This is a genomic window from Pseudocitrobacter sp. CD920760 (genome assembly GCF_057782505.1).
The window spans coordinates 2782566-2805564 of sequence record NZ_CM173490.1 but is presented as its reverse complement, the minus strand read 5'-3'; the positions used below and the strand labels follow the sequence as shown (position 1 = coordinate 2805564).

Genomic DNA, 22999 nt, shown 5'->3' with positions numbered 1-22999 from the left:
CGAAAATGGGTTATAAGTACTGCACTGAATGATAAGGAATGACTTATGACGCCATTTTTGCACACTTATTTTTCCCGACTTGGCTGGGAAGGAACCCCTGAAACCACCGTCGAGACGCTGCGTAAACTGCATCTTCTGCACAACTGTGCCATTCCTTTTGAAAACATTGACGTCCTGCTGCCGCGTGAAATGCAGCTAGACGATCAATCATTACAGGACAAACTGATTACCGCCCGCCGTGGCGGGTATTGCTTTGAACAGAATGGTCTGCTGGAGCGTGCGCTGCATGAACTTGGCTTTACCGTTCGCAGTCTGCTTGGACGTGTCGTATTGGCAAACCCGCCGCAGCTTCCGCCGAGAACGCATCGCTTATTGCTGGTTGATGTGGAAGGCGAGCGCTGGATAGCCGACGTCGGTTTTGGCGGCCAGACACTTACCGCGCCAATTCGTTTGCAAGCCGACCTTGAGCAGGTCACGCCGCACGGTGATTACCGTTTGTTGCGCGAAGGGGTGAACTGGACACTCCAGTTCCGCCATCATGAACACTGGCAGTCGATGTACATTTTCACGCTGGATAAGCAGTACTTCGCCGATCATGTGATGGGCAATTTCTGGTCCGCACACTGGCCGCAGTCGCATTTCCGTCACCATCTGCTGATGTGCCGCCACTTGCCTGAGGGCGGAAAACTCACCTTAACGAATTTCAGTTTCACCCATTGGGATAAGGGGCACGCGGTTGAGAAAACGCGGCTTGCCGATGTCTCCGCGCTTTATGAAACGCTACAAACTCGATTTGGTCTGGGTGTGGACGACCCGCGTCACGGATTCAGTGAAGCCGAGCTGGCGGCGGTGATGGCGGCGTTTGATACGCATCCGGAGGCAGGGAAGTAGGCGTTATGCTGCTTCTCCTCGCGGTGCCTGGCGTGCCGCGCCCGGCGCTTTTCCGGTGATACGCTTGAACGCGCGGCTGAATGCGGCGAGTGAACTGTAGCCAAGCCGAAAAGCAACCTGTTCAAGGGCTACGCCTTCATCGGCGATATACTGCATTGCCAGCCGCATCCGCAGTTCTGTCAGATAGCGGGCGGGCGTTATTCCGGTAGCGGCCAGAAAGCGCTCGGCAAAAATTGAGCGTGAAATGCCCGCTTCCCGCGCCAAATCTTCTACTTTCCAGTTGTTACCCGGCTGCGTATGCATCGCATGGATCGCGCGCCCCAGCTTCGGATCGCGTAGCACCTGCACCCATCCCGTTGCATTTCCACAGCCGCTCTCCACCCAACCGCGCACGATAAGCGCGGCCACTACATCGGCCAGACGCGCGAGGATGCCGGCGTATCCCGCCTGACGCGTGAGGGATTCGCGCTCCATGGCGGTGAGTAAGGGGTGAATTTCCGGCCATGTCGTCAGCAAGCGGCTTACCAGCATCACTTCCGGCATGGCTTTTACCAGCGGTTGCATGCCGCCAAGTTCAAAATCCATGCAGCCGCTGAAGATAATCGCGCTTTCATCCGCCGCCGTTTCACCGCCATTTTTGACACAGCATACGGTGGAGCAGACGGGCGTTGTCGGCAGATCCAGAACATTCATTGATGTGGCGCGGTCATCTGAGAGCAGGAAATGACCGGAACCATTGGGAATAAACAGCGCATCGCCGCTTTCCAGATTGAACTGTTGCCCGCTTGCAGTGCGTAGCAGCACCGGGCCACGACTAATGAAATGAAATTGGGCTTTCCCCGCGACGGCGCTGAACTCTACGCCAAACGGTCGGCCGCTCTCAATACGGCGGTAGCTCACGCCTGAGAGCCGCATGCCTGCCAGCAGTTCGCTGGTGAGATCGAGATGCTGAAGCGTCATAACACCACTCCCGGACGAATTATCAAGAGTAAAGGGGTTTCCATCATAGATCGTCTGATGAGGATTTCCTAATCTTGTCGAAAATTTGTTAATTATTCTGGAGAGATGTTTATGAGCACATGCATTGCAGCGGAAGCCGGTCTGGATAAAACCAAACCGGCCTGGCGGGCGGTCTATGCACTGGCGCTGGGTGTCTTTGGCTTGATCGTGGCGGAGTTTCTGCCCGCCAGCCTGTTGACGCCCATGGCGGCAAGCCTGAACGTGAGCGAGGGGATGGCCGGGCAGGCGGTGACGGCGACGGCCTTAATTGCGCTGGTAACGGGCTTATTGATTACGCCTGCGACTAAAAATATCGATCGCCGCTGGGTGTTAATGTTCTTCTCTGTTTTACAGATTATCTCCAGCCTGATGGTGGCCTTTGCTCCGTCACTTAATGTTTTGTTATTAGGGCGTTTGCTGCTGGGTATTGCGATTGGGGGCTTCTGGTCAATGTCGACAGCGACCGCGATGAGGCTGGTGCCCGCAGCGATGGTGCCGAAGGCGCTGGCGATCATTTTTAGCGCGGTCTCTATCGCTACCGTCGTGGCAGCACCGTTGGGTAGCTATCTTGGTGGACTGATTGGCTGGCGTAATGTCTTCATCCTCTGTGCGGTACCGAGCGTTGTGGCGCTGTTCTGGCAACTTTGGGTGTTGCCATCCATGCGTCCGCAAAGCGTGGGCAGTTTTGCCACGCTGTTTAAGGTGTTGGCTCGCCCCGGCATGTTAGGCGGAATGTTTGCCACTATTTTAATTTTTAGCGGTCATTTTGCCTTCTTCACGTATTTACGGCCGTTTCTGGAAACCGTAGCGCAAACCAGCGTGGAGGGCGTGTCGTTGATCTTACTTGGCTTCGGCGTGGCGAATTTTATCGGTACGTCCGTTGCCGGGTATCTGCTGAGCCGAAACTTACATTTAACACTGGCGCTGGTACCGTTTGTGATGAGCTTCCTGGCTCTGCTGATGGTGATATTTGGTCATATGGTATTACTCGACGCACTGCTGGTGGCGATGTGGGGCTTTGCCTTTGGCCTGGTGCCGGTAGGCTGGTCGACGTGGCTTGCCACGACCATTCCCGATGAAGCCGAGAGCGCAGGGGGATTACTGGTGGCCTCCATTCAACTGGCGATTAGCGCGGGCGCGGCGGGCGGTGGCCTGGTGTTTGACCTTAATGGGGCCAGCGGGGTATTTATGGGAAGTGGGATTTTACTGTTGAGCGCGATGGTGATTGTCTTTGCACGGGTAAGAGTGAACGCGGTAGCGAAGTAAGCGTGCGACTACAAAAACCAGGCCCGGTAAGCGCAAGCGCCACCGGGCATTTCTAACGTTTAGCGACGTGACCGCACTACCTGATAGCGCCGCGTCACATACTCAATTGGCGCACTCCATACGTGTACCAGACGGGTAAACGGGAAGAGCAGGAAGATGGTCATCCCCAGCACCAGATGAACGCGGTAAATGATCGCCACGCCGTCAAGATGCGTGGATGCGCCGCCCTGGAAGGTCACCACGCTCTGCGCCCAGCCAACCAGCTTCAGCATTTCGCTGCCGTCCGGATGTTGCGCCGAGAACGGAATGGTGGTCAGCCCGAGAATACACTGAATCAGCAAAATGCTGAGGATCAGGATATCGGCGGTGCTGGAAGTGGCGCGCACGCGTGGGTTGGTCAGCCGACGCACCAGAAGGCCCGCGCCGCCCACCAGCGTGAGCACGCCGCACACGCCGCCGAGGATCATGGCCATTTGCTGTTTTACCGCAATCGGCAGGAACCAGGCGTACATCCAGTGGGGCGTTAGCATGCCGAACAGGTGACCGAAGAAGATCCCCAGAATGCCGACGTGGAACAGATTCGACCACAACACCATCCCGCGCTTGTCGAGCATCTGGCTGGACGAGGCGCGCCACGTATACTGGCCGTAGTCATAACGCACCCAGCTTCCGAGCAAAAATACCGTGCCGCAAATATAGGGGTAGATGTCATAAAAGAAGACGTTGAGAAACTGGATCATTTCGGGCCTCCGGCACGGACGTCGACGTACTGTGGAGCAACGTCCTGGCTAAAGCGTCGTTGATAGCTTTGCAGCGGGGAGCTGTCACAACTGGTGGCATTATCTTCGATAAATTTCACCTGTTCCTCTTCCCATACTGCATCAAGCGCCTGTCGGGTGTCGTCGCGCGGTTCACCCGACACCTGTTTTGTGACACTGTCACTTGAAAGTGAGGTGTTGGCGATAATCAGCAGGGCATCAAAAATTTGATACCACGGTGCCTCGCGCTGTTTGAGTCGGCCACCAAGCAGCGCCAGAATCGGCGCGACGTTCTGTAATCCATCCTGCGCGTCGTGAGGGGGAACAACGCTGAGATATTCCAGGTACAGCGGCAGATAATCCGGCAGTTCGCGACAGTCGATCTGCAGCCCGGCTTTTTCATACTGAGCCATTAAATCGACCATCGCCTGGCCGCGATCGCGTGATTCCGCATGCACGTGTTCAAACAGCAGCAGCGACGTGGCGCGACCGCGTTCAAAAAACTCGCACCATTCCGCCTGCTTATCGAGCAGCGGCACGCTGAGGTGCTTCATCACAAACGGCAGCAGCATCGGCGCATCGCGTTCCACCAGATTAATCAGCTCGTCGCGATTCTCCCAGCACACCTCATCCGGATACTCCAGCAGCAGGCCTATCACCTTCAGAATTTGCATTATTCACCTCCAGCCTTGCGCTGCGCGCCTGCATCTACCGCATCGATGTTGATGGCGTCGATTCGCTGGCTGTTGAACAAGTTGAATTTGGTGTCCGAACCGTGACAGCCATCGCCAAAGGTAAAGCCGCAACCGTTGCGTTCCGGGAAGGCATCTTCCGCCAGTTCGCGGTGGCTGGTGGGGATCACAAAGCGATCTTCGTAATTAGCAATAGCCAGGTAACGGTACATCTCTTCAACCTGTTCCACGCTGAGGCCCACTTCTTCGATAGCGCGAGTATCGGTGACGCCTTCGACGGTTTGCGAACGTTTGTAATGTCGCATCGCCATCATGCGTTTCAGGGCGCGCAGTACCGGGCCGGTATCGCCCGCGCTCAACATATTGGCGAGGTATTGCACCGGAATACGCAGGGTTTCTACGGCAGGCAACACGCCGCCATTGCGCGGAAGGCCACCGGCGTCGGCCACGGATTGAATCGGTGACAGCGGCGGTACGTACCAGACCATCGGCAGGGTGCGATATTCCGGATGCAGCGGCAGGGCCAGCTTCCAGTCCATCGCCATTTTATAGACCGGCGAGCGCTGGGCGGCGTCGATAACGTTTTGCGGAATACCCTGTTTCAGCGCTTCTTCAATGACCGCCGGGTCGTTCGGGTTGAGGAATACGTCGCACTGACGCTCATAGAGATCCGTTTCATGCTCTGTGCTGGCCGCTTCTTCGATACGGTCCGCATCATAGAGCAGTACGCCAAGGTAGCGGATACGCCCGACGCAGGTCTCCGAACACACGGTCGGCTGGCCGGACTCAATGCGCGGATAACAGAAGATGCATTTTTCTGACTTGCCGCTCTTCCAGTTGAAGTAGATTTTTTTATACGGACAGCCGCTGATGCACATACGCCAGCCACGACATTTGTCCTGGTCGATCAGCACGATGCCATCTTCTTCACGCTTATAAATCGCGCCGCTCGGGCAGGTCGCCACGCAGCTGGGGTTCAGGCAGTGTTCGCACAGGCGCGGCAGATACATCATGAAGGTGTTTTCGAATGCGCCGTACATCTCTTTCTGCATCGACTCGAAGTTGCGGTCGTGGGCGCGCTTATCGAACTCACCGCCCAGAAGCTCTTCCCAGTTCGGACCCCATTCGATTTTGTTCATGCGTTCGCCGCTAATCAGCGAACGCGGACGCGCGGTAGGCAGGTGTTTTCCTTCCGGCGCATTGTGCAGATTCTGGTAATCGTAAGTGAACGGTTCGTAATACTCATCAATAGCCGGTAGCACCGGGTTGGCGAAGATTTTTGACAGCAGGCCGAGCTTACCACCGAGGCGAGGCGTGAGCTTACCGCTGATTCCGCGCACCCAGCCGCCTTGCCATTTATCCTGATCTTCCCAGTTTTTCGGATAGCCAATGCCGGGTTTGGTCTCCACGTTATTAAACCACGCGTACTCCATGCCTTCGCGGCTGCTCCAGACGTTTTTACAGGTCACTGAGCAGGTGTGACAGCCGATGCATTTATCAAGATTCAGTACCATCCCAACTTGCGAACGTATTTTCATTTTTTCGCCTCCTGTACCTGGTCCTGACCTTCGCCATCCAGCCAGTCAATGTTTTTCATTTTGCGGATCATGATGAATTCATCACGGTTCGAGCCGACCGTGCCGTAATAGTTAAAGCCATAGGCCAGTTGCGCATAGCCGCCTATCATGTGTGTCGGTTTCGGGCAGACGCGGGTAACTGAGTTGTGAATACCGCCGCGCAGACCGGTCACTTCCGAGCCCGGGATGTTCATAATGCGTTCCTGCGCGTGGTACATCATCGTCATACCCGGCGGAATACGCTGGCTCACCACCGCGCGGGCCGTGAGCGCACCGTTGGCGTTGAAGGCTTCAATCCAGTCGTTATCGACAATGCCTAACTCTTTAGCGTCTGTTTCACTGATCCACACAATCGGCCCGCCGCGTGACATGGTCAGCATCAGCAGGTTTTCACTGTAGGTGGAGTGGATACCCCATTTCTGGTGCGGCGTCAGGAAGTTAAGCGCTTTCTCCGGGAAACCGTTTGGCGGTACTTCCTTCATGTGCGTGACGCTGCGGGTATCAATTGGCGGACGATAAGCCACCAGAGCCTCACCGAAATCGCGCATCCAGGCGTGGTCCTGATACAACTGTTGTCGCCCGGAAACCGTGCGCCATGGGATCAATTCATGCACGTTGGTGTAACCGGCGTTATAGGAAACATGTTCACTCTCAAGTCCCGACCAGGTGGGGCTGGAGATGATTTTGCGCGGCTGGGCCTGAATATCGCGGAAACGGATCTTTTCATCTTCTTTATTCAACGCCAGATGGGTGTGATCGCGCCCGGTAAATTCACCCAGCGCTTCCCAGGCTTTTACTGCCACCTGGCCGTTGGTTTCCGGGGCCAGCGAAAGAATCACTTCCGAGGCGTCCAGCGCGGTTTCGATTTTCGGGCGACCTTTGGCCGGGCCATCCAGCTTGACGTAGTTCAGCTTGCCGAGGAAATCGACTTCCTGCTGCGTCTTCCAGCTGATGCCTTTCCCGCCGTTACCGAGTTTGTCCATCAACGGGCCAAGGGAGGTAAAGCGCTCGTACGTTGCCGGGTAGTCGCGCTCGACGGCGATAATGTTGGGCGCGGTTTTGCCAGGAATGAGGTCACATTCGCCTTTGCGCCAGTCTTTGATTTCAAATGGCTGAGACAACTCTGCCGGGGAGTCATGCTGAAGCGGCAGCAGCACGATATCCGTTTCCTGACCCAGATGGCTCTGACACACTTCGGAGAAGGATTTGGCGATACCTTTGTAGATCTCCCAGTCGCTTTTCGATTCCCAGGCCGGATCGACCGCAGCGGAGAGCGGGTGGATAAACGGATGCATATCCGAGGTGTTCATATCGTCTTTTTCATACCAGGTCGCGGTTGGTAAAACGATATCAGAGAACAGACAGGTGCTGGACATACGGAAATCGAGCGTGACCAGCAGATCCAGCTTGCCCTCAATGGCGGCGGTTTGCCACTCCACTTCTTCCGGTTTTACGTCATCGGTTGAGCCCAGCTCTTCACCCTGAATACCGCTGTCGGTACCGAGCAGATATTTGAGCATATACTCATGCCCTTTACCGGAAGAACCCAACAGATTTGAGCGCCAGATAAACATATTACGCGGGTGGTTTTTACCGCTGTCCGGCTGTTCGCAGGCCATGCGAATATCGCCGGATTTGAGTGACTGCGCGGTATAGTCCGTTGGCGACACGCCAGCGGCTTCCGCCATCCCTTTGATGTGCAGTGGATTCAGATTGAGCTGCGGGGCAGATGGTAACCAGCCCATTCGTTCAGCACGGACGTTAAAGTCAACCAGATGACCCGTGTATTTGCCCGGATCGGCCAGCGGCGAAAGCAGTTCCTGCGCGGTGAGTTTCTCGTAGCGCCACTGGCTGGCATGGTTGTAGAAGTACGAGGTGCTGTTCATATGGCGTGGCGGACGGTTCCAGTCCAGCGCAAAGGCCAGCGGCAGCCAACCGGTTTGCGGACGCAGTTTTTCCTGGCCGACATAGTGGGCCCAGCCGCCGCCGCTTTGACCCACACAGCCGCAGAACACCAGCATGTTGATCATCCCGCGGTAGTTCATATCCATGTGGTACCAGTGGTTGACCCCGGCACCGAGAATAATCATTGAACGACCGTGCGTTTTGTTGGCGGTATCGGCAAACTCGCGAGCAATCAGCTCAATGTTTCTGCGCGGTACGCCGGTGATCTGCTCGGCCCAGGCCGGGCTGTAGGCTTTTACATCATCGTAATCGGTCGCCGCGTTCTCATCGTTCAGACCGCGATCGAGCCCGTAATTCGCCAGTATCAGGTCATAGACGCTCACCACCAGGCCACTTTGACCGTCGGCGAAGGTTAACTGTTTTGCCGGAAGCTGGCGCACCAGAATCGGTTCCTGTTTCACGCTACGGAAATGCGGGTTTTCATTACCGCCAAAGTAGGGAAACGCCACGCCCGCCACCGTATCACGGGTATCCATCAGCGACAGCGTCAGTTCGGTCTCCTGGCCGGATGCCAGTGATTCCAGATTCCATTTGCCTTTCTCGCCCCAGCGAAAGCCAATCGAGCCGTTCGGTACCACCAGTTCGCCTGCGGTGTTGTAGGCCACGGTTTTCCATTCCGGATTATTGCTTTCACCCAGACCATCCACGAGGTCGGAGGCGCGCAGCATGCGGCCTGCGCTGTACGAACCATCTTCACGCGCGTCGAGCATCACCAGCATCGGCATATCACTGTAGCGACGGCAGTAGTTGAGGAAGTATTCGCTTGGGTTATCGAGATGAAACTCTTTGAGGATCACATGGCCCATCGCCATCGCCAGGGCGCTATCGGTGCCCTGTTTTGGCGCCAGCCAGTGGTCGCAGAGTTTGGCAACTTCCGAATAGTCCGGGGTAATGGCGATGGTTTTGGTACCCTTATAGCGCACCTCGGTGAAGAAGTGGGCGTCAGGTGTACGCGTCTGCGGCACGTTAGAGCCCCAGGCGATGATATAGCTGGAGTTGTACCAGTCAGCGGATTCCGGTACATCCGTTTGCTCACCCCAGGTCATCGGCGATGCCGGAGGAAGGTCGCAGTACCAGTCATAGAAACTCAGGCAGGTGCCGCCAATCAGCGAGAGATAACGCGTCCCCGCAGCGTAAGACACCATCGACATCGCCGGAATCGGCGAGAAGCCCGCCACACGATCCGGGCCGTAGTTTTTGATGGTCCACACGTTGGCGGCGGCGATAAGCTGGTTTAACTCTTTCCACGACGAGCGAACAAAACCGCCTTTGCCGCGCGCCTGCTTGTAGCTCAGGCATTTTTGCTTATCAGACATGATGGCATCCCAGGCCAGGACCGGGTCACCGTGCTGGTTTAACGACTCGCGCCACAGTTCAATCAGCTTTTTACGTGCCAGCGGATATTTCAGGCGGTTGGCGCTGTAGAGATACCAGGAGTAACTGGCGCCACGCGGGCAGCCGCGCGGCTCATGATTCGGCAGGTCCGGGCGGGTACGCGGATAGTCTGTCTGTTGGGTCTCCCAGGTGACCAGGCCATTCTTCACGTAGATTTTCCAGCTACAGGAGCCGGTACAGTTGACGCCGTGGGTAGATCGCACAATTTTGTCGAATTGCCAACGCTGGCGATAGCTGTCTTCCCAGTCACGGTTGGTATGGAACTCCTGGCCGTGGCCATTGGCGAAGGTTTCGCCTTTTTGTTTGAAATAACGAAAGCGATCCAGCAACTTACTCATGACATTTCTCCTGACGGGGAAAGCGGCTTCCCCGTGGTTACACTGCTCAGGTATTTTTGATTATTGAGGCGACGCTTTACGGCGACCATAAACCAGCCAGGTCACCAGCACACAAACGATGTAAAAGATGAGGAATATTTTCATAGCGCCGACCGGGGAACCGGTGAGGGCCAGCGAGGTGCCGAAGGCTTTCGGTATGAAGAAACCACCAACGGCACCAATGGCAGAGATAAAGCCCAGCGCAGCGGCGGTGTCGGTAACGGCGGCATGTTGGGCTTCTTCATCGCTGCCGCCGCGTTTTTTGATTTTTTCAATCGTCAGTTGACGGAAGAGAACGGCGATCATCTGGAAAGTTGATCCACTGCCCAATCCGGCGGTCAGGAACAGTCCCATAAAGACCACATAAAACGCCAGGAAACTACCCAGCCCGGAACCGGGAAGGGTAAGGAACAATAGGGCGCTGAACAGGGCCATGAGGATAAAATTCACCAGCGTGACGCGCACGCCGCCGAGACGGTCAGAGATGACGCCACCAAAGGAACGCGCCAGCGCGCCGATAAACGGCCCGAAGAAGGCGAGCTTCAGGATGTTCACATCCGGGAACTGAGTTTTCGCCAGCATCGCAAAGCCTGCCGAGAAGCCGATGAACGAACCGAAGGTGGCGAGGTACAGCAGACTTAACAGCCACATATGCCCGCTTTTCAGCACGGGCAGTTGCTCGGCTATCGAGGCCTTCGAGCTTGCGATGTCATTCATGCCAAACCAGGCGGCAACGGTGGCGATAAATAACAGAGGGGCCCAGATCCACGCGGCGTTGGTGAGCCACATTGAAGAACCGTCTTCCTGCGTGACACCATGAACACCCAGGAAGGTAAATATCGGCAGGAATATCACCAGCGGCGCGGCCAACTGCATGACGCTCACGCCAAGGTTACCCAGCCCGCCATTAATGCCCAGCGCACTGCCTTGCTTTGCTTTTGGATAAAAGAAGCTAATGTTTCCCATGCTGGAAGCGAAGTTCGCCCCGGCAAAGCCGCACAGCAATGAAATGATGATAAATACTTCGAAGGGAGTACTGGTGTTCTGAATGGCAATGCCCAGCCAGATGCAGGGAATAATCAGAATAACGGTGCTTAATACCGTCCAGTAACGCCCACCAAATATAGGCACCATAAAGGAGTAGGGGACGCGTAAAATAGCGCCGGAGAGAGAAGGTAACGCAGTTAATAAAAAGAGCTGATCGGTGGTGAAATTAAAGCCGACTTTATTGAGATTGACCGCAACGGCACTGAAGAGCATCCAGACACAGAAGGCGAGCAATAAACAACTCACTGAAATTATAAGATTTTTTCGCGCAACCTTATGCCCTTTATTCTCCCAAAATGCCGCATTTTCCGGTTTCCACGTAGTTAAAAGATAATGATTATTTTTCTCATTTTGTTGTGACATATCACCCTCGACGCGCCAGTAATTAATGAAAAACAAGCAATAACGGCAACTGATTTCCACAAATCAGGGGGCCGTCAAATAATCGGTATTATTGGAGTCTCGAATGAAGGATAGATAAGAAAAGCTCGCCACGAGAAGGACATGGGTATTATGGGGGATAACAATTGTTACTAATTGTAACTCAGAGGTTAGTGTTTGGTTGCTTGCGTGCGGTTTTAATGGAGATGCTGGAAATATCAGGGAAGCTGAAGTATGGGGTAGGACACCCTCTCCCTGCGGGAAAGGGTTGGAGTGAGGGGCCCGATCATCCTACAACTGCAACGACAGTTCCATTGCCGCCCGCCTTAACGGAGCCAGTGCTTTCTCCTTCAACGCCTGGGCGTCCATGCTGGAGGCCGGGACACCGACATTCATCGCCGCCACGATTTGACCGCTGCGAGACAATAGCGGAACCGCCAGCGAGCAAAGACCTACCTCTATCTGCCGGTCAGCAAGGGCGTAACCCTGAATACGCACTTTGGCAATCTCCGTACGCAGGGACTCTTTATCGCACAGCGTATGCGGCGTGTAGCGAATTAACGTGGCGCGTGACAGTGTCACCTCTAATTGTTCTTCCGGCAGCGCACTCAGCAGCACGCGTCCCATGGAAGTCGCCCAGGCGGGCAAACGACTGCCGCGTCCTAAATCAATACTCAGCAGGTTATTCACGGCGGTTCGGGCGATGTACAGCACATTATCGCCATCAAGCGTCGCGGCTGAGCAGGACTCATTCAGCTGCTGACCGAGAATATCGAGGGAGTGTTGCGCCGCTTTTGCCAGCGGTGTTCCGGCGAGATAGGCGTGACCGACCGCCAGTACGCGGGGCAAAAGCTCGTAGGTTCGGCCATCTGGCGTATGCACCATGCCCAGCGCCGCAAGGGTGTACAAACAGCGACGAACGGCCGCACGGGAGATCTGGGTTTTCTGGCTCAGTTGTGAGATTGTTAATCGCTGACGTTGTGGGGTGAAGGCACTCAGCACCTCCAGGCCACGGGCCAGAGACAACATAAAGTTGGGGTCCCGTTCAGCCTGCCTGGCCGCAAGGGAGTCGTTGATTTCATTGCTCATTTTAACCCGCTCCATTCAGGGGTAACGATGCTCACTGCGTCACTATACCTTGCGGATGCAACGGTAGGCAGGAATCTCCCCAATATCCCACGAAGATCACATTATTAACCTACGTATAACAAACGTGTCGATAATCGCACAACATTTCGATTATCGTCGTTGACCACCCCTGTTGTGAAAATCTATTGTCAAAAGCAAGGTTATCACCACCCTGTGGGGATAAGACCAAAACAATAAGAAGTAAAAGGAAGAGAGATGAGCGCCACGATAGAACATATTGAAAGCTGGCTGGTGGATGTTCCGACTATCCGCCCGCACAAATTATCGATGACCACCATGGGCTGCCAGACGCTGGTGATCATTCGCATTACCCGCTCAGACGGCATCACCGGAATTGGTGAAGCGACCACCATTGGTGGGCTGAGCTACGGGGTAGAAAGCCCGGAGGCTATCAAACTCACCATCGACGGTTACCTGGCACCCTTATTACAGGGTCAGCCAGCGGACAATCTGCAGGCGTTGTTGTATCGCATTGAAAAGAGCGTGAAGGGCAACACCTTTGCCAAATCGGCGATTGAAACCGCCTTGCTGGATGCACAGGGTAAATCGTTGGGCGTGCCGGTGTCGGCCCTGCTGGGTGGCGCTTTGCAAACGTCTATTCCGGTACTGTGGACGCTGGCGAGCGGTGATACAACAAAAGATATTGCCGAAGGTGAGAACCTGCTGGCTTCCCGCCGCCATCAGGCGTTTAAGCTGAAAATCGGTGCGCGTGAGCTGGCGACCGACCTTAAACATACGGCGGCGATCGTCGATGCGCTGGGCGATCGCGCCAGTATTCGCGTTGATGTAAACCAGGCATGGGATGCGACAACCGGGGCGAAAGGCTGCCGCGAGCTGGCGGCGATGGGCGTTGACCTGATTGAACAGCCGGTTTCGGCGCGAGATAACACCGCGCTGGTGCGTTTGAGCCAGACCATCGAGACGGCGATTCTGGCCGATGAAGCGGTCTCCACGCATTTCGACGGTTATCAGCTGGCGCAGCAGGGTTTTACCGGAGCATTCGCACTGAAAATTGCCAAAGCGGGCGGACCGCAAAGCGTTCTTAAGTTGGCACACGTGGCGCAGGCGGCGGGCATTGGTCTGTATGGCGGGACGATGCTGGAAGGCAGCGTCGGGACGGTGGCTTCGCTGCATGCCTGGTCAACGCTTCCGCTGGCCTGGGGTAGCGAAATGTTTGGCCCACTGCTGCTAAAAGACGACGTCATCAGCGTACCGCTGACCTTTGCCGATGGACACGTTACGCTGCCGCAGACGCCTGGGTTGGGCATTGAACTGGATGAAGATAAATTGCGTTTTTATACGCGTAAAGGATGAGGTAGAGCATGTTATTTAAAGTTGAAATGACCGTTAATATTCCGCTGGACTTTCCGGTAGAGCAGGCGGATGAAATTAAGAAAAAAGAAAAAGCCTACTCGCAACAATTACAGCGTGATGGCAAATGGCGACACATCTGGCGCGTAGCCGGTTTATATTCCAATGTCAGCATTTTCGATGTACAGGATGCTGATGAATTGCATCAAATTTTAATGGGTTTACCGCTGTATCCGTTTATGGATATTCAGGTTGATGCGCTGTGCCGTCATCCTTCATCCATTCGCGATGACGATAAATAAAATAATAACCTCATGTCGGGGTAATTCCCCGGCATTCTCTGCTCCCTGCAAGCAATAACAAGTGAGATAACAATATGACTAACTCATTCGTACAACAAGACGAAGTACAGGCTTTATTACGCGAAAGCGCCGGTTTAAATTCCCCTGAGGGCAATGAACGTTTTAAAGCGATTACCCATCGTCTGCTGGAAAATATTTGTGGCTTAATTGATGACTACAATGTCACCCAGGAAGAGTTCTGGCATGCAATTAATTATCTGCATGAACTGGGCGGTCGTCAGGAAGCGGCATTATTAGCGGCGGGCCTGGGGCTGGAGCATTTCCTCGATTTACGTCAGGACGCCATTGATGCCGCACAGCAGCGTGAAACTGGCGGTACGCCACGCACCATTGAAGGCCCGTTGTATGTGGCTAACGCGCCGCTGGCACAGGGGCACGCCCGAATGGATGACGGTAAAGATCCGGGTGAAACGCTGTGGCTACACGGGGTGGTCACTGACACCAAAGGTCAGCCTGTCACAAATGCCATTGTTGATATCTGGCACGCAAATACGCTGGGCAACTATTCCTTCTTCGATCAGAGCCAGAGCGAATACAACCTGCGCCGTCGTATTCAAACCGGCGCGGACGGGCGCTACAGCGTGCGTACCATTATGCCTTCCGGCTATGGCTGCCCGCCAGATGGCCCAACCCAAAAATTGCTGGATCTGTTAGGTCGCCACGGCAACCGTCCTGCACACATTCACTTCTTTGTTTCCGCACCGGGTCATAAACATTTAACCAGCCAGATTAACTTTAACGGTGATGAATATTTGTGGGATGACTTTGCTTTCGCCACGCGCGATGGCTTAATTGCTGACCCGGTTAAAGTTAATGATGAACAGAAAATTCGCGAACGTGATCTCGAAGGCCCGCATACGGAAATTCGCTTTGATTTTACCATCTGCAAAGCGTTATCTGCCGATGAAGAAGGCCGAATTACCCGTTCACGTGCAAAAGAATAATATTTAACACTCGCTGTTCACCTGCACTATTTTTATCCTTGCAATTACGGGAGAAACCGTTATGCAAAAAACACTGACATCGCTAAAAAGTAAAATCAGCAATGCACTGATTGTGGATCGTGAAAATCATATTTATCGCTGCCATCGTTCGATATTTACCGACCAGGCTTTATTCGATTTTGAAATGAAACATATCTTTGAAGGTAACTGGGTTTTTCTGGCGCACGAAAGCCAGATCCCGGAGCCGGGTGATTATTACACCTTAACTCTGGGCCGCCAGCCGGTGATTATTACCCGCGATAAGAAAAATGAGCTGCACGCCATGATCAACAGCTGCGCTCACCGTGGCGCGATGCTGTGCCGGCGTAAAACAGGCAACAAGAGCTCTTTTACCTGTCCTTTCCACGGCTGGACCTTCAGCAATAACGGTAAGCTGCTGAAAGCGAAAGATGAGAGTACCGGCGGTTATCCGGAGACGTTCAAACATGAAGGTTCGCACGACCTGAAAAAACTGCCGCGTTTTGAGTCGTATCGCGGATTCCTGTTTGGCAGCCTGAGTGACGATGTACAACCGCTGGCTGATTACCTGGGCGAAACGCTGAAAATAATCGATCTCATTGTTGATCAGGCGCCGGAAGGTCTGGAAGTGCTGAAAGGCTCTTCCAGCTACGTGTACGAAGGTAACTGGAAACTGGGTGCGGAAAACGGTGCCGACGGTTATCACGTGAGCGTCGTGCACTGGAACTATGCCTCTACCATGTCACGCCGAAACTACGAAGCGGAAGGTACGCACGCGGTGGATGCGAACGGCTGGTCGAAAAGCGTAGGCGGTGGTTACGGCTTTGAAAACGGCCATATGCTGCTGTGGACGCGCGCCCTGAACCCGGAAGTGCGTCCGGTCTTTGCCCATTACGATCGTCTTAAAGCGGAATTCGGCGACAATCGCGCCGGGCAGATGGTCAATGAGACGCGCAATCTGTGCGTTTATCCGAACGTTTATCTGATGGATCAGTTCTCCACTCAGATCCGCGTGATTCGGCCCATTTCCGTCGATAAAACAGAAGTCACCATCTGGTGTTTCGGCCCGAAAGGCGAGCCGGATCAGGCGCGCGCGCTGCGTATTCGTCAGTACGAAGATTTCTTCAACGTCAGCGGTATGGGCACTCCGGACGATCTCGAAGAGTTCAGCGCCTGCCAGCGCGGGTATCTGGGGGAAAATCTGGCCTGGAGCGACCTCAGTCGCGGTGCGCTGCACTGGGTTGATGGCCCCGATGAGCATGCCAGCGAGTCCGGTTTTAAACCCATTTTAAGCGGCGTGAAATCGGAAGATGAAGCGCTGTACATCGCCCATCACCATCACTGGCAAACGGTGATGCTGGCCGCGCTGGAGAAAGAACAGCAGCGCTACGATGCGTCAATTACCCAGCGTGTGGAGGTGGCCGATGCTGACGTGTGATCAGGTAAAACAATTTTTGTATCACGAGGCCAGGCTGCTGGACGACCGTCAATGGGATGCGTGGATCGCATGCTACAGCCCAAAAGTGGTCTACTGGATGCCCGCCTGGGGCGATGATGACAAGCTGACCACTGACCCGCAGCGTGAAATTTCACTGATTTACTACCCGAACCGCGAGGGGCTGGAGGACAGGGTTTACCGCATCAAAACTGAGCGTTCTGGCGCCAGCACGCCGGAGCCGCGTACCACCCATATGATCAGTAACATCGAAATCACCGGGCAGAGCGAACAGGGTGTGGAGGTGCGCTACAACTGGGTGACCTACAGCCACCGTTATCAACAAACGGATTGCTACTTTGGTACCACGTTCTGCACGCTGATGGCGGGTGAAGGCCTGCCGCAAATTGTGCGCAAAACGATCCGTTTGAACAACGACTACATTCGTCAGGTTATTGATGTTTACCATGTTTAAGAGGTGCTTATGAGCTATACCATAGCGCTCAATTTTGAAGACGGCGTCACCCGGTTTATTCAATGTAACGCCGGGGAGAAGGTGCTCGATGCTGCGTATCGCCAGAAAGTTAACCTGCCGATGGATTGCTCTGACGGTGTGTGCGGCACCTGCAAGTGTCATTGCCCAAGCGGCAACTACTCGTTGGGCGAAGATTATCTGGAAGAGGCGCTGGATGAAGACGAAGCGCAGGCGCGTCAGGTGCTGACCTGCCAGATGATCCCGGACAGCGATTGCGTGCTCGATGTGCCCGTCGCGGCGGCAGCGTGCAAAACGGGGATCTCCTCGTTTAATGCCACGGTGAAACGCGTCACGGCGCTGTCGGATAGCGCCATTGAACTGGTGGTGGAAACCGACGAAAACCTGAACTTCCTGCCTGGCCAGTACATCAATATTCAGGTGCCGGGTACGCCGCAGGTACGTGCTTATTCCTTTAGCTCACTACCGGGTAGTAACGAAGGCCGTTTCCTGATTCGTAACGTGCCGGGTGGCCTGATGAGCCAGTGGTTAAGTCATAAAGCGGTGGCAGGTGCGCCACTAAGCCTGACCGGGCCGATGGGCAGTTTTTATCTGCGTGACGGCGAACGCCCGCTGCTGATGCTGGCGGGCGGCACCGGGCTGGCGCCGATGCTGGCGATGCTGCATACCCTGGCGCAACAGCAAAGCGCGCGCGACATAACCCTGCTTTACGGCGTGAATGGCGACGACGACCTGGTGCTGGGCGACTTGCTCGAGAGTTTCGCCGCGCAGTTACCGGGCTTTAGTTGGCTGCCGGTGGTGGCTGCCAGCGAAAGCGCCTGCCCGCAAAAAGGCTACGTGACGGAACACTTTACCAGCAAAATGCTCAACGAGGGCGATGTTGATATTTACCTCTGCGGGCCGCCGCCGATGGTAAACGCCGTTACCTCTACGTTGCAGGCGCTGGGCGTTAACCCGGCTGGATTCTGGTATGAGAAATTTATCGCCAGCCAGAGTGCGGCGGCATAAGGAGCAATCATGCGATTTAGCAATAAAGTGATGGCGATTACCGGCGCGGCGCAGGGTATTGGCCGCCGCACGGCGGAGCTGGCGGCAGAACAGGGCGCAGCGCTGCTGCTTATCGACCGATCGCAATACGTTCATGAACTGGCGGCGGAATTGTCTGCTGCAGGGCACCACGTGCTGGCGCTGGAAGCGGATCTTGAACAGTGGGAAAGTACGGAACAGGTATTTGCCGCAGGTGTCGCGCATTTTGGCCGGATTGATGCGTTGGTGAACAACGTCGGTGGCACCATCTGGGCACGACCGTTCGCCGAGTATCAACCCGCGCAGATTGAAGCGGAAGTGCGCCGCTCACTTTTCCCGACGTTGTGGGGCTGCCGTGCGGTGCTACCGTATATGCTGGCGCAGGGCAAAGGCAGTATCGTCAATATCTCTTCAGTGGCGACCGGCGGGGTGAATCGCGTGCCGTACTCGGCAGCGAAAGGCGGCGTTAATGCCCTGACGCGCTCCATTGCGATGGAGTATAGCGAAGCAGGCATTCGTATTAATGCCGTTGCGCCCGGCGGAACAGAAGCCCCGGCGCGGTTAACGCCGCGCAACACGGAGCAGCCGAGCGAGCAAGAGAAAGTGTGGTATCAGCAGGTGGTGGATCAAACGGTGCAGAGTAGTTTACTGCACCGTTACGGCACGCTGGATGAACAAGCGCATGCCATTCTGTTCCTCGCCAGCGATGAAGCCAGCTATATCACCGGCGTGGTATTGCCCGTCGCAGGTGGCGACCTCGGTTAACGCCGGGTAGCGTACCAGCAGAGCAGGGAGCCTGCACAAACCATGCAGGCCCCTTGCCAGAATGCCCATGAGAGGGATTCACTCAGTAACATTGCCGCAAGCGCAGCGGAAAGCACCGGCGTCAGATACGAGGCCGTCGCCAGCAGGCTGACGTTACCGTGCAGGATCCCTACGTTCCACGCCGCATAGCCAAAGCCCAGCGCGATCGCGCACATGCCAAGCTTAATCACCACTGGCAGGCTGAAGGCCATGTCTGGCTGCGTGCTAAACAAAAACTTTATCCACAGCGTAACGGCGGTCAGCAGAATAAACAGCGTGATGCCATTTTTGCTTTTGGCATATTTCGCTGTCACCGTACAGTAAGCCGCCCAGATGAAAGCCCCGGTAAAGGCGAGAATATAGCTTAGCGGGCTGGAAATAACGTTGCTGATAATTTCATCAATATTTAGCCCGCGATCGCCGCCCAGTACCCAACTGACACCTAACAGTGATAATCCCAGGCCGGGAATAATCAAAAAGTTACTTTTCTGCCCGTTGAAAATAATGGCGAACAGAATCGTCAGGCTCGGCCATAAATAATTGACCATCCCCACTTCGATGGCCTGCTGGCGCGTATCGGCAAATCCGAGCGACAGCGCCAGACATATTTCATAGCTAACAAACAGCACGCAGCCCGCCAGCAGATAACGGCGTGAAAACTGGCGAAGGTCAGGAAAGCCGACGGTAAACATCAGCAGCAGACCGCTCAGAGTATAGATCATTGCCGCGCCGCCAACCGGGCCAAGACCTTCGCTGACGCCGCGAATCAGCCCCACCATGGTGCTCCATAACAGAATGGCCACCAGGCCAATAAGCGTTGCTTTCTTTTTATTCATCACAAATTGAGGTGCTTACGTTGAGCAAACCTCGTTTATAGCACTTTTTACCCGTTGACGGAGAATAATTTCCGGGGAGCGTACTACTAAAGAGTTAATGAAAATCAATGACCCTGACTATTAAGGGGGCAGATCTATTTGAGTTTGATTTGACGCAAAAAACGCAGGGGTATAGCTGTTAATTTGCCTGCCTACGTTACATTCCAATAACGAGGAAAGCAATGGACGTCAGCCGCAGGAAATTTTTTAAAATCTGCGCGGGCGGTATGGCGGGTACAACGGCAGCGGCGCTGGGCTTTATGCCTAAAATGGCGCTGGCTCAGGCACGTAATTTCAAACTGCTGAAAGCCAAAGAAGTCCGTAATACCTGTACTTACTGCTCTGTGGGTTGTGGGCTATTAATGTATAGCCTGGGCGATGGGGCAAAAAATACCCGCGAAGCCATTTATCATATTGAAGGTGACCCGGATCATCCGGTCAGCCGTGGGGCGTTATGCCCAAAAGGGGCGGGCCTGCTGGATTACATCCACAGTGAAAACCGCCTGCGTTACCCGGAATACCGTGCGCCAGGCTCCAACAAATGGCAGCGCATCAGCTGGAACGAAGCGTTTGAACGCATCGCGAAGTTGATGAAAGCGGATCGCGACGCCAACTTTATCGAGAAAAACGATCAGGGCGTGGCCGTAAACCGTTGGCTGTCGACCGGGATGCTTTGTGCATCGGCGGCAAGTAATGAGACCGGTATGCTGACGCAGAAGTTTGTGCGCTCTCTTGGCATGCTGGCGGTAGACAACCAGGCGCGCGTCTGACACGGACCAACGGTAGCAAGTCTTGCTCCAACATTTGGTCGCGGTGCGATGACCAACCACTGGGTTGATATCAAAAACGCCAACGTTGTGATGGTGATGGGCGGCAATGCCGCTGAAGCGCATCCAGTGGGATTCCGCTGGGCGATGGAAGCCAAAAACAATAACGATGCGACGCTTATCGTCGTCGATCCACGCTTTACGCGTACCGCCTCGGTGGCGGATATCTACGCGCCAATTCGTTCCGGTACGGACATTACGTTCCTGTCTGGCGTACTGCTGTATCTGATCGAAAACAACAAAATTAACGCCGAATACGTTAAGAGCTACACCAACGCCAGCCTGCTGGTGCGGGATGATTTTGGCTTCGAAGACGGCCTGTTCAGCGGCTATGACGAAACGAAGCGCCAGTACGATAAAACGTCCTGGAACTATCAGTTCGATGAAAACGGCTACGCCAAACGCGACGACACGCTGACGCATCCTCGCTGTGTATGGAATCTGCTGAAGCATCATGTTTCCCGCTATACGCCGGATGTAGTTGAAAACATCTGCGGTACCCCGAAAGCGGACTTCCTGAAGGTCTGTGAAGTGCTGGCGTCAACCAGCGCGGCTGACCGGACGACCACGTTCCTGTATGCGCTGGGCTGGACGCAGCACACCGTCGGTGCGCAGAACATTCGTACCATGGCGATGATTCAGTTGCTGCTCGGCAATATGGGCATGGCAGGCGGCGGCGTGAATGCCCTGCGCGGTCACTCCAACATTCAGGGCTTAACGGACCTGGGGCTGCTTTCTACCAGCCTGCCGGGTTATCTGACGCTGCCGTCGGATAAACAGACTGATCTGCAAACGTATCTGACGGCCAACACGCCGAAAGCCACGCGTGCAGACCAGGTGAACTACTGGGGCAACTATCCGAAGTTCTACGTCAGCCTGATGAAAGCGTTCTACGGTGATGCGGCGCAGAAAGAGAACGGCTGGGGCTTCGACTGGTTGCCGAAGTGGGACCAGGCCTATGACGTGATTAAGTATTTCAACATGATGGACCACGGTAAAGTGAATGGCTATATCTGCCAGGGCTTTAACCCGGTCGCCAGTTTCCCGGACAAAAATAAAACCGTCCGCGCACTGAGCAAGTTGAAATACATGGTGGTTATCGATCCGTTAGTTACCGAAACTTCGACGTTCTGGCAGAACCACGGCGAATCGAATGATGTTGATCCGTCAACGATTCAGACTGAAGTCTTCCGTCTGCCGTCAACCTGCTTTGCGGAAGAGGATGGCTCTATCGCCAACTCTGGTCGCTGGCTGCAATGGCACTGGAAAGGCGCAGAGCCGCCGGGAGAGGCGCTGAACGACGGCGAAATTCTGGCCGGTATTTACCATCGCCTGCGTGAGATGTACAGCACCGAAGGCGGGAAAGGCGCTGAACCGCTGCTGAAAATGAGCTGGAACTACAAACAGCCGGATCGCCCGGAATCAGAAGAAGTGGCGAAAGAGAACAACGGCTATGCGCTGGAAGATCTCTATGATGCAAACGGCGTGCTGGTGGCGAAAAAAGGCCAGTTGCTCAACAGCTTTGCGCTGCTGCGCGACGACGGTACGACGGCCTCTTCCTGCTGGATTTACACCGGTAGCTGGACAGAGCAGGGTAACCAGATGGCGAATCGCGATAACGCCGATCCGTCTGGCCTGGGGAATACCCTCGGCTGGGCATGGGCGTGGCCGCTGAACCGCCGAGTGCTGTACAACCGCGCATCTGCCGATCCGCAGGGTAAACCGTGGGATCCGAAACGGATGCTGATTAAATGGAATGGCGCGAAATGGGTCGGAAACGATATTCCGGACTTCGACACCGCCGCACCGGGTAGCGATACCGGGCCGTTTATCATGCAGCCGGAAGGACTGGGCCGTCTGTTTGCCATTGATAAGCTGGCTGAAGGTCCGTTCCCGGAACACTACGAGCCGATGGAAACGCCGCTGGGCACCAACCCGCTGCACCCGAACGTCATTTCGAGCCCGGTGGTTCGACTGTACGAAGACGATGCGCTGCGGATGGGTAAAAAAGATCAGTTCCCGTATGTGGGGACGACCTATCGCCTGACCGAGCATTTCCACACCTGGACCAAGCATGCGCGCCTGAACGCCATTGCGCAGCCGGAACAGTTCGTCGAAATCAGCGAAAACCTGGCCAAAGCCAAAGGGATTGCTAATGGCGATCGCGTGACCGTCAGCAGCAAGCGTGGCTTTATCCGCGCCGTGGCGGTGGTAACGCGTCGTCTGCAAACCCTGAACGTTCATGGACAACAGGTGGAAACGATTGGGATCCCGCTGCACTGGGGTTATGAAGGCGTGGCCCGTAAAGGCTATATCGCTAACACCCTGACGCCTAATGTCGGCGATTCGAACTCGCAAACGCCGGAATATAAAGCGTTTCTGGTGAACATCGAGAAGGCTTAAGGAG

Annotated in this window: 18 protein-coding genes; 10 read left to right on the top strand and 8 right to left on the bottom strand. The window is 55.0% G+C overall.

Annotated elements, in window-relative coordinates; genetic code table 11:
• The first annotated feature begins 45 nt into the window (after positions 1-45).
• On the top strand, positions 46-891 hold the full coding sequence (gene nhoA / locus AC1MKH_RS13085; protein WP_276223905.1) for an N-hydroxyarylamine O-acetyltransferase: 846 nt from the start codon (positions 46-48) through the stop codon (positions 889-891).
• 3 nt (positions 892-894) lie between these two features.
• Here the strand turns inward: nhoA and AC1MKH_RS13080 are convergent, their stop codons facing one another.
• A complete protein-coding gene (locus AC1MKH_RS13080) occupies positions 895-1851 on the bottom strand; it encodes an AraC family transcriptional regulator (RefSeq protein ID WP_276223903.1) in 957 nt (318 codons plus the stop codon).
• Between the two features lie 111 nt (positions 1852-1962).
• On the opposite strand from AC1MKH_RS13080, the gene AC1MKH_RS13075 reads away from it, so the two are divergent.
• Positions 1963-3156 carry an MFS transporter gene (locus AC1MKH_RS13075; protein WP_276223901.1) on the top strand — a complete coding sequence of 398 codons (1194 nt, stop codon included), beginning with the start codon at positions 1963-1965 and terminating at the stop codon, positions 3154-3156.
• A 59-nt stretch (positions 3157-3215) separates the two neighbouring features.
• Here the strand turns inward: AC1MKH_RS13075 and narI are convergent, their stop codons facing one another.
• From narI to AC1MKH_RS13045, 6 genes are all read right to left on the bottom strand, one after another.
• Positions 3216-3896 carry a respiratory nitrate reductase subunit gamma gene (narI, locus tag AC1MKH_RS13070; protein WP_015964350.1) on the bottom strand — a complete coding sequence of 227 codons (681 nt, stop codon included), beginning with the start codon at positions 3894-3896 and terminating at the stop codon, positions 3216-3218.
• Positions 3893-4588 (bottom strand): nitrate reductase molybdenum cofactor assembly chaperone, encoded by a 696-nt coding sequence (narW, locus tag AC1MKH_RS13065; RefSeq protein ID WP_276223898.1) that lies wholly within the window; start codon positions 4586-4588, stop codon positions 3893-3895. The genes narI and narW overlap by 4 nt, the downstream gene beginning before the upstream one ends.
• A complete protein-coding gene (gene narH / locus AC1MKH_RS13060; RefSeq protein WP_276223896.1) occupies positions 4588-6144 on the bottom strand; it encodes a nitrate reductase subunit beta in 1557 nt (518 codons plus the stop codon). Before narH ends, narW begins: the two co-directional genes overlap by 1 nt.
• Positions 6141-9881 carry a nitrate reductase subunit alpha gene (locus AC1MKH_RS13055; protein WP_276223894.1) on the bottom strand — a complete coding sequence of 1247 codons (3741 nt, stop codon included), beginning with the start codon at positions 9879-9881 and terminating at the stop codon, positions 6141-6143. The genes narH and AC1MKH_RS13055 overlap by 4 nt, the downstream gene beginning before the upstream one ends.
• A gap of 60 nt (positions 9882-9941) precedes the next feature.
• Positions 9942-11330 carry a NarK family nitrate/nitrite MFS transporter gene (locus tag AC1MKH_RS13050; protein WP_276223893.1) on the bottom strand — a complete coding sequence of 463 codons (1389 nt, stop codon included), beginning with the start codon at positions 11328-11330 and terminating at the stop codon, positions 9942-9944.
• A 309-nt stretch (positions 11331-11639) separates the two neighbouring features.
• Complete coding sequence (locus tag AC1MKH_RS13045) at positions 11640-12452, bottom strand: IclR family transcriptional regulator domain-containing protein (protein ID WP_442961948.1); 813 nt, start codon at positions 12450-12452, stop codon at positions 11640-11642.
• 240 nt (positions 12453-12692) lie between these two features.
• Between AC1MKH_RS13045 and AC1MKH_RS13040 the strand changes: the two genes are divergently transcribed.
• From AC1MKH_RS13040 to benD, 7 genes are all read left to right on the top strand, one after another.
• Entirely contained in the window at positions 12693-13811 is a 1119-nt protein-coding gene (locus AC1MKH_RS13040; protein ID WP_276223890.1) for a muconate cycloisomerase family protein, read from the top strand.
• 8 nt (positions 13812-13819) lie between these two features.
• Positions 13820-14110: a muconolactone Delta-isomerase gene (catC, locus tag AC1MKH_RS13035; protein WP_015964357.1), complete on the top strand. Its 291-nt coding sequence runs from the start codon at positions 13820-13822 to the stop codon at positions 14108-14110.
• Between the two features lie 74 nt (positions 14111-14184).
• Positions 14185-15114 carry a catechol 1,2-dioxygenase gene (gene catA / locus AC1MKH_RS13030; RefSeq protein WP_276223888.1) on the top strand — a complete coding sequence of 310 codons (930 nt, stop codon included), beginning with the start codon at positions 14185-14187 and terminating at the stop codon, positions 15112-15114.
• Positions 15115-15175: 61 nt separating this feature from the next.
• Positions 15176-16570 (top strand): Rieske 2Fe-2S domain-containing protein, encoded by a 1395-nt coding sequence (locus AC1MKH_RS13025; RefSeq protein WP_276223886.1) that lies wholly within the window; start codon positions 15176-15178, stop codon positions 16568-16570.
• A complete protein-coding gene (gene benB / locus AC1MKH_RS13020) occupies positions 16557-17042 on the top strand; it encodes a benzoate 1,2-dioxygenase small subunit (RefSeq protein WP_276223884.1) in 486 nt (161 codons plus the stop codon). The genes AC1MKH_RS13025 and benB overlap by 14 nt, the downstream gene beginning before the upstream one ends.
• Positions 17043-17051: 9 nt before the next feature.
• A complete protein-coding gene (gene benC / locus AC1MKH_RS13015) occupies positions 17052-18068 on the top strand; it encodes a benzoate 1,2-dioxygenase electron transfer component BenC (protein ID WP_276223882.1) in 1017 nt (338 codons plus the stop codon).
• Positions 18069-18077: 9 nt separating this feature from the next.
• Positions 18078-18851 carry a benzoate diol dehydrogenase BenD gene (gene benD, locus AC1MKH_RS13010; RefSeq protein WP_276223879.1) on the top strand — a complete coding sequence of 258 codons (774 nt, stop codon included), beginning with the start codon at positions 18078-18080 and terminating at the stop codon, positions 18849-18851.
• Here benD and yddG read toward each other — a convergent pair.
• On the bottom strand, positions 18848-19726 hold the full coding sequence (gene yddG, locus AC1MKH_RS13005; protein ID WP_276223877.1) for an aromatic amino acid DMT transporter YddG: 879 nt from the start codon (positions 19724-19726) through the stop codon (positions 18848-18850). The genes benD and yddG overlap by 4 nt on opposite strands.
• Before the next feature lie 221 nt (positions 19727-19947).
• Here yddG and fdnG point away from each other — a divergent pair, with 221 nt between their 5' ends.
• A complete protein-coding gene (gene fdnG / locus AC1MKH_RS13000; RefSeq protein ID WP_276223874.1) occupies positions 19948-22995 on the top strand; it encodes a formate dehydrogenase-N subunit alpha in 3048 nt (1015 codons plus the stop codon).
• Positions 22996-22999 lie beyond the last annotated feature (4 nt).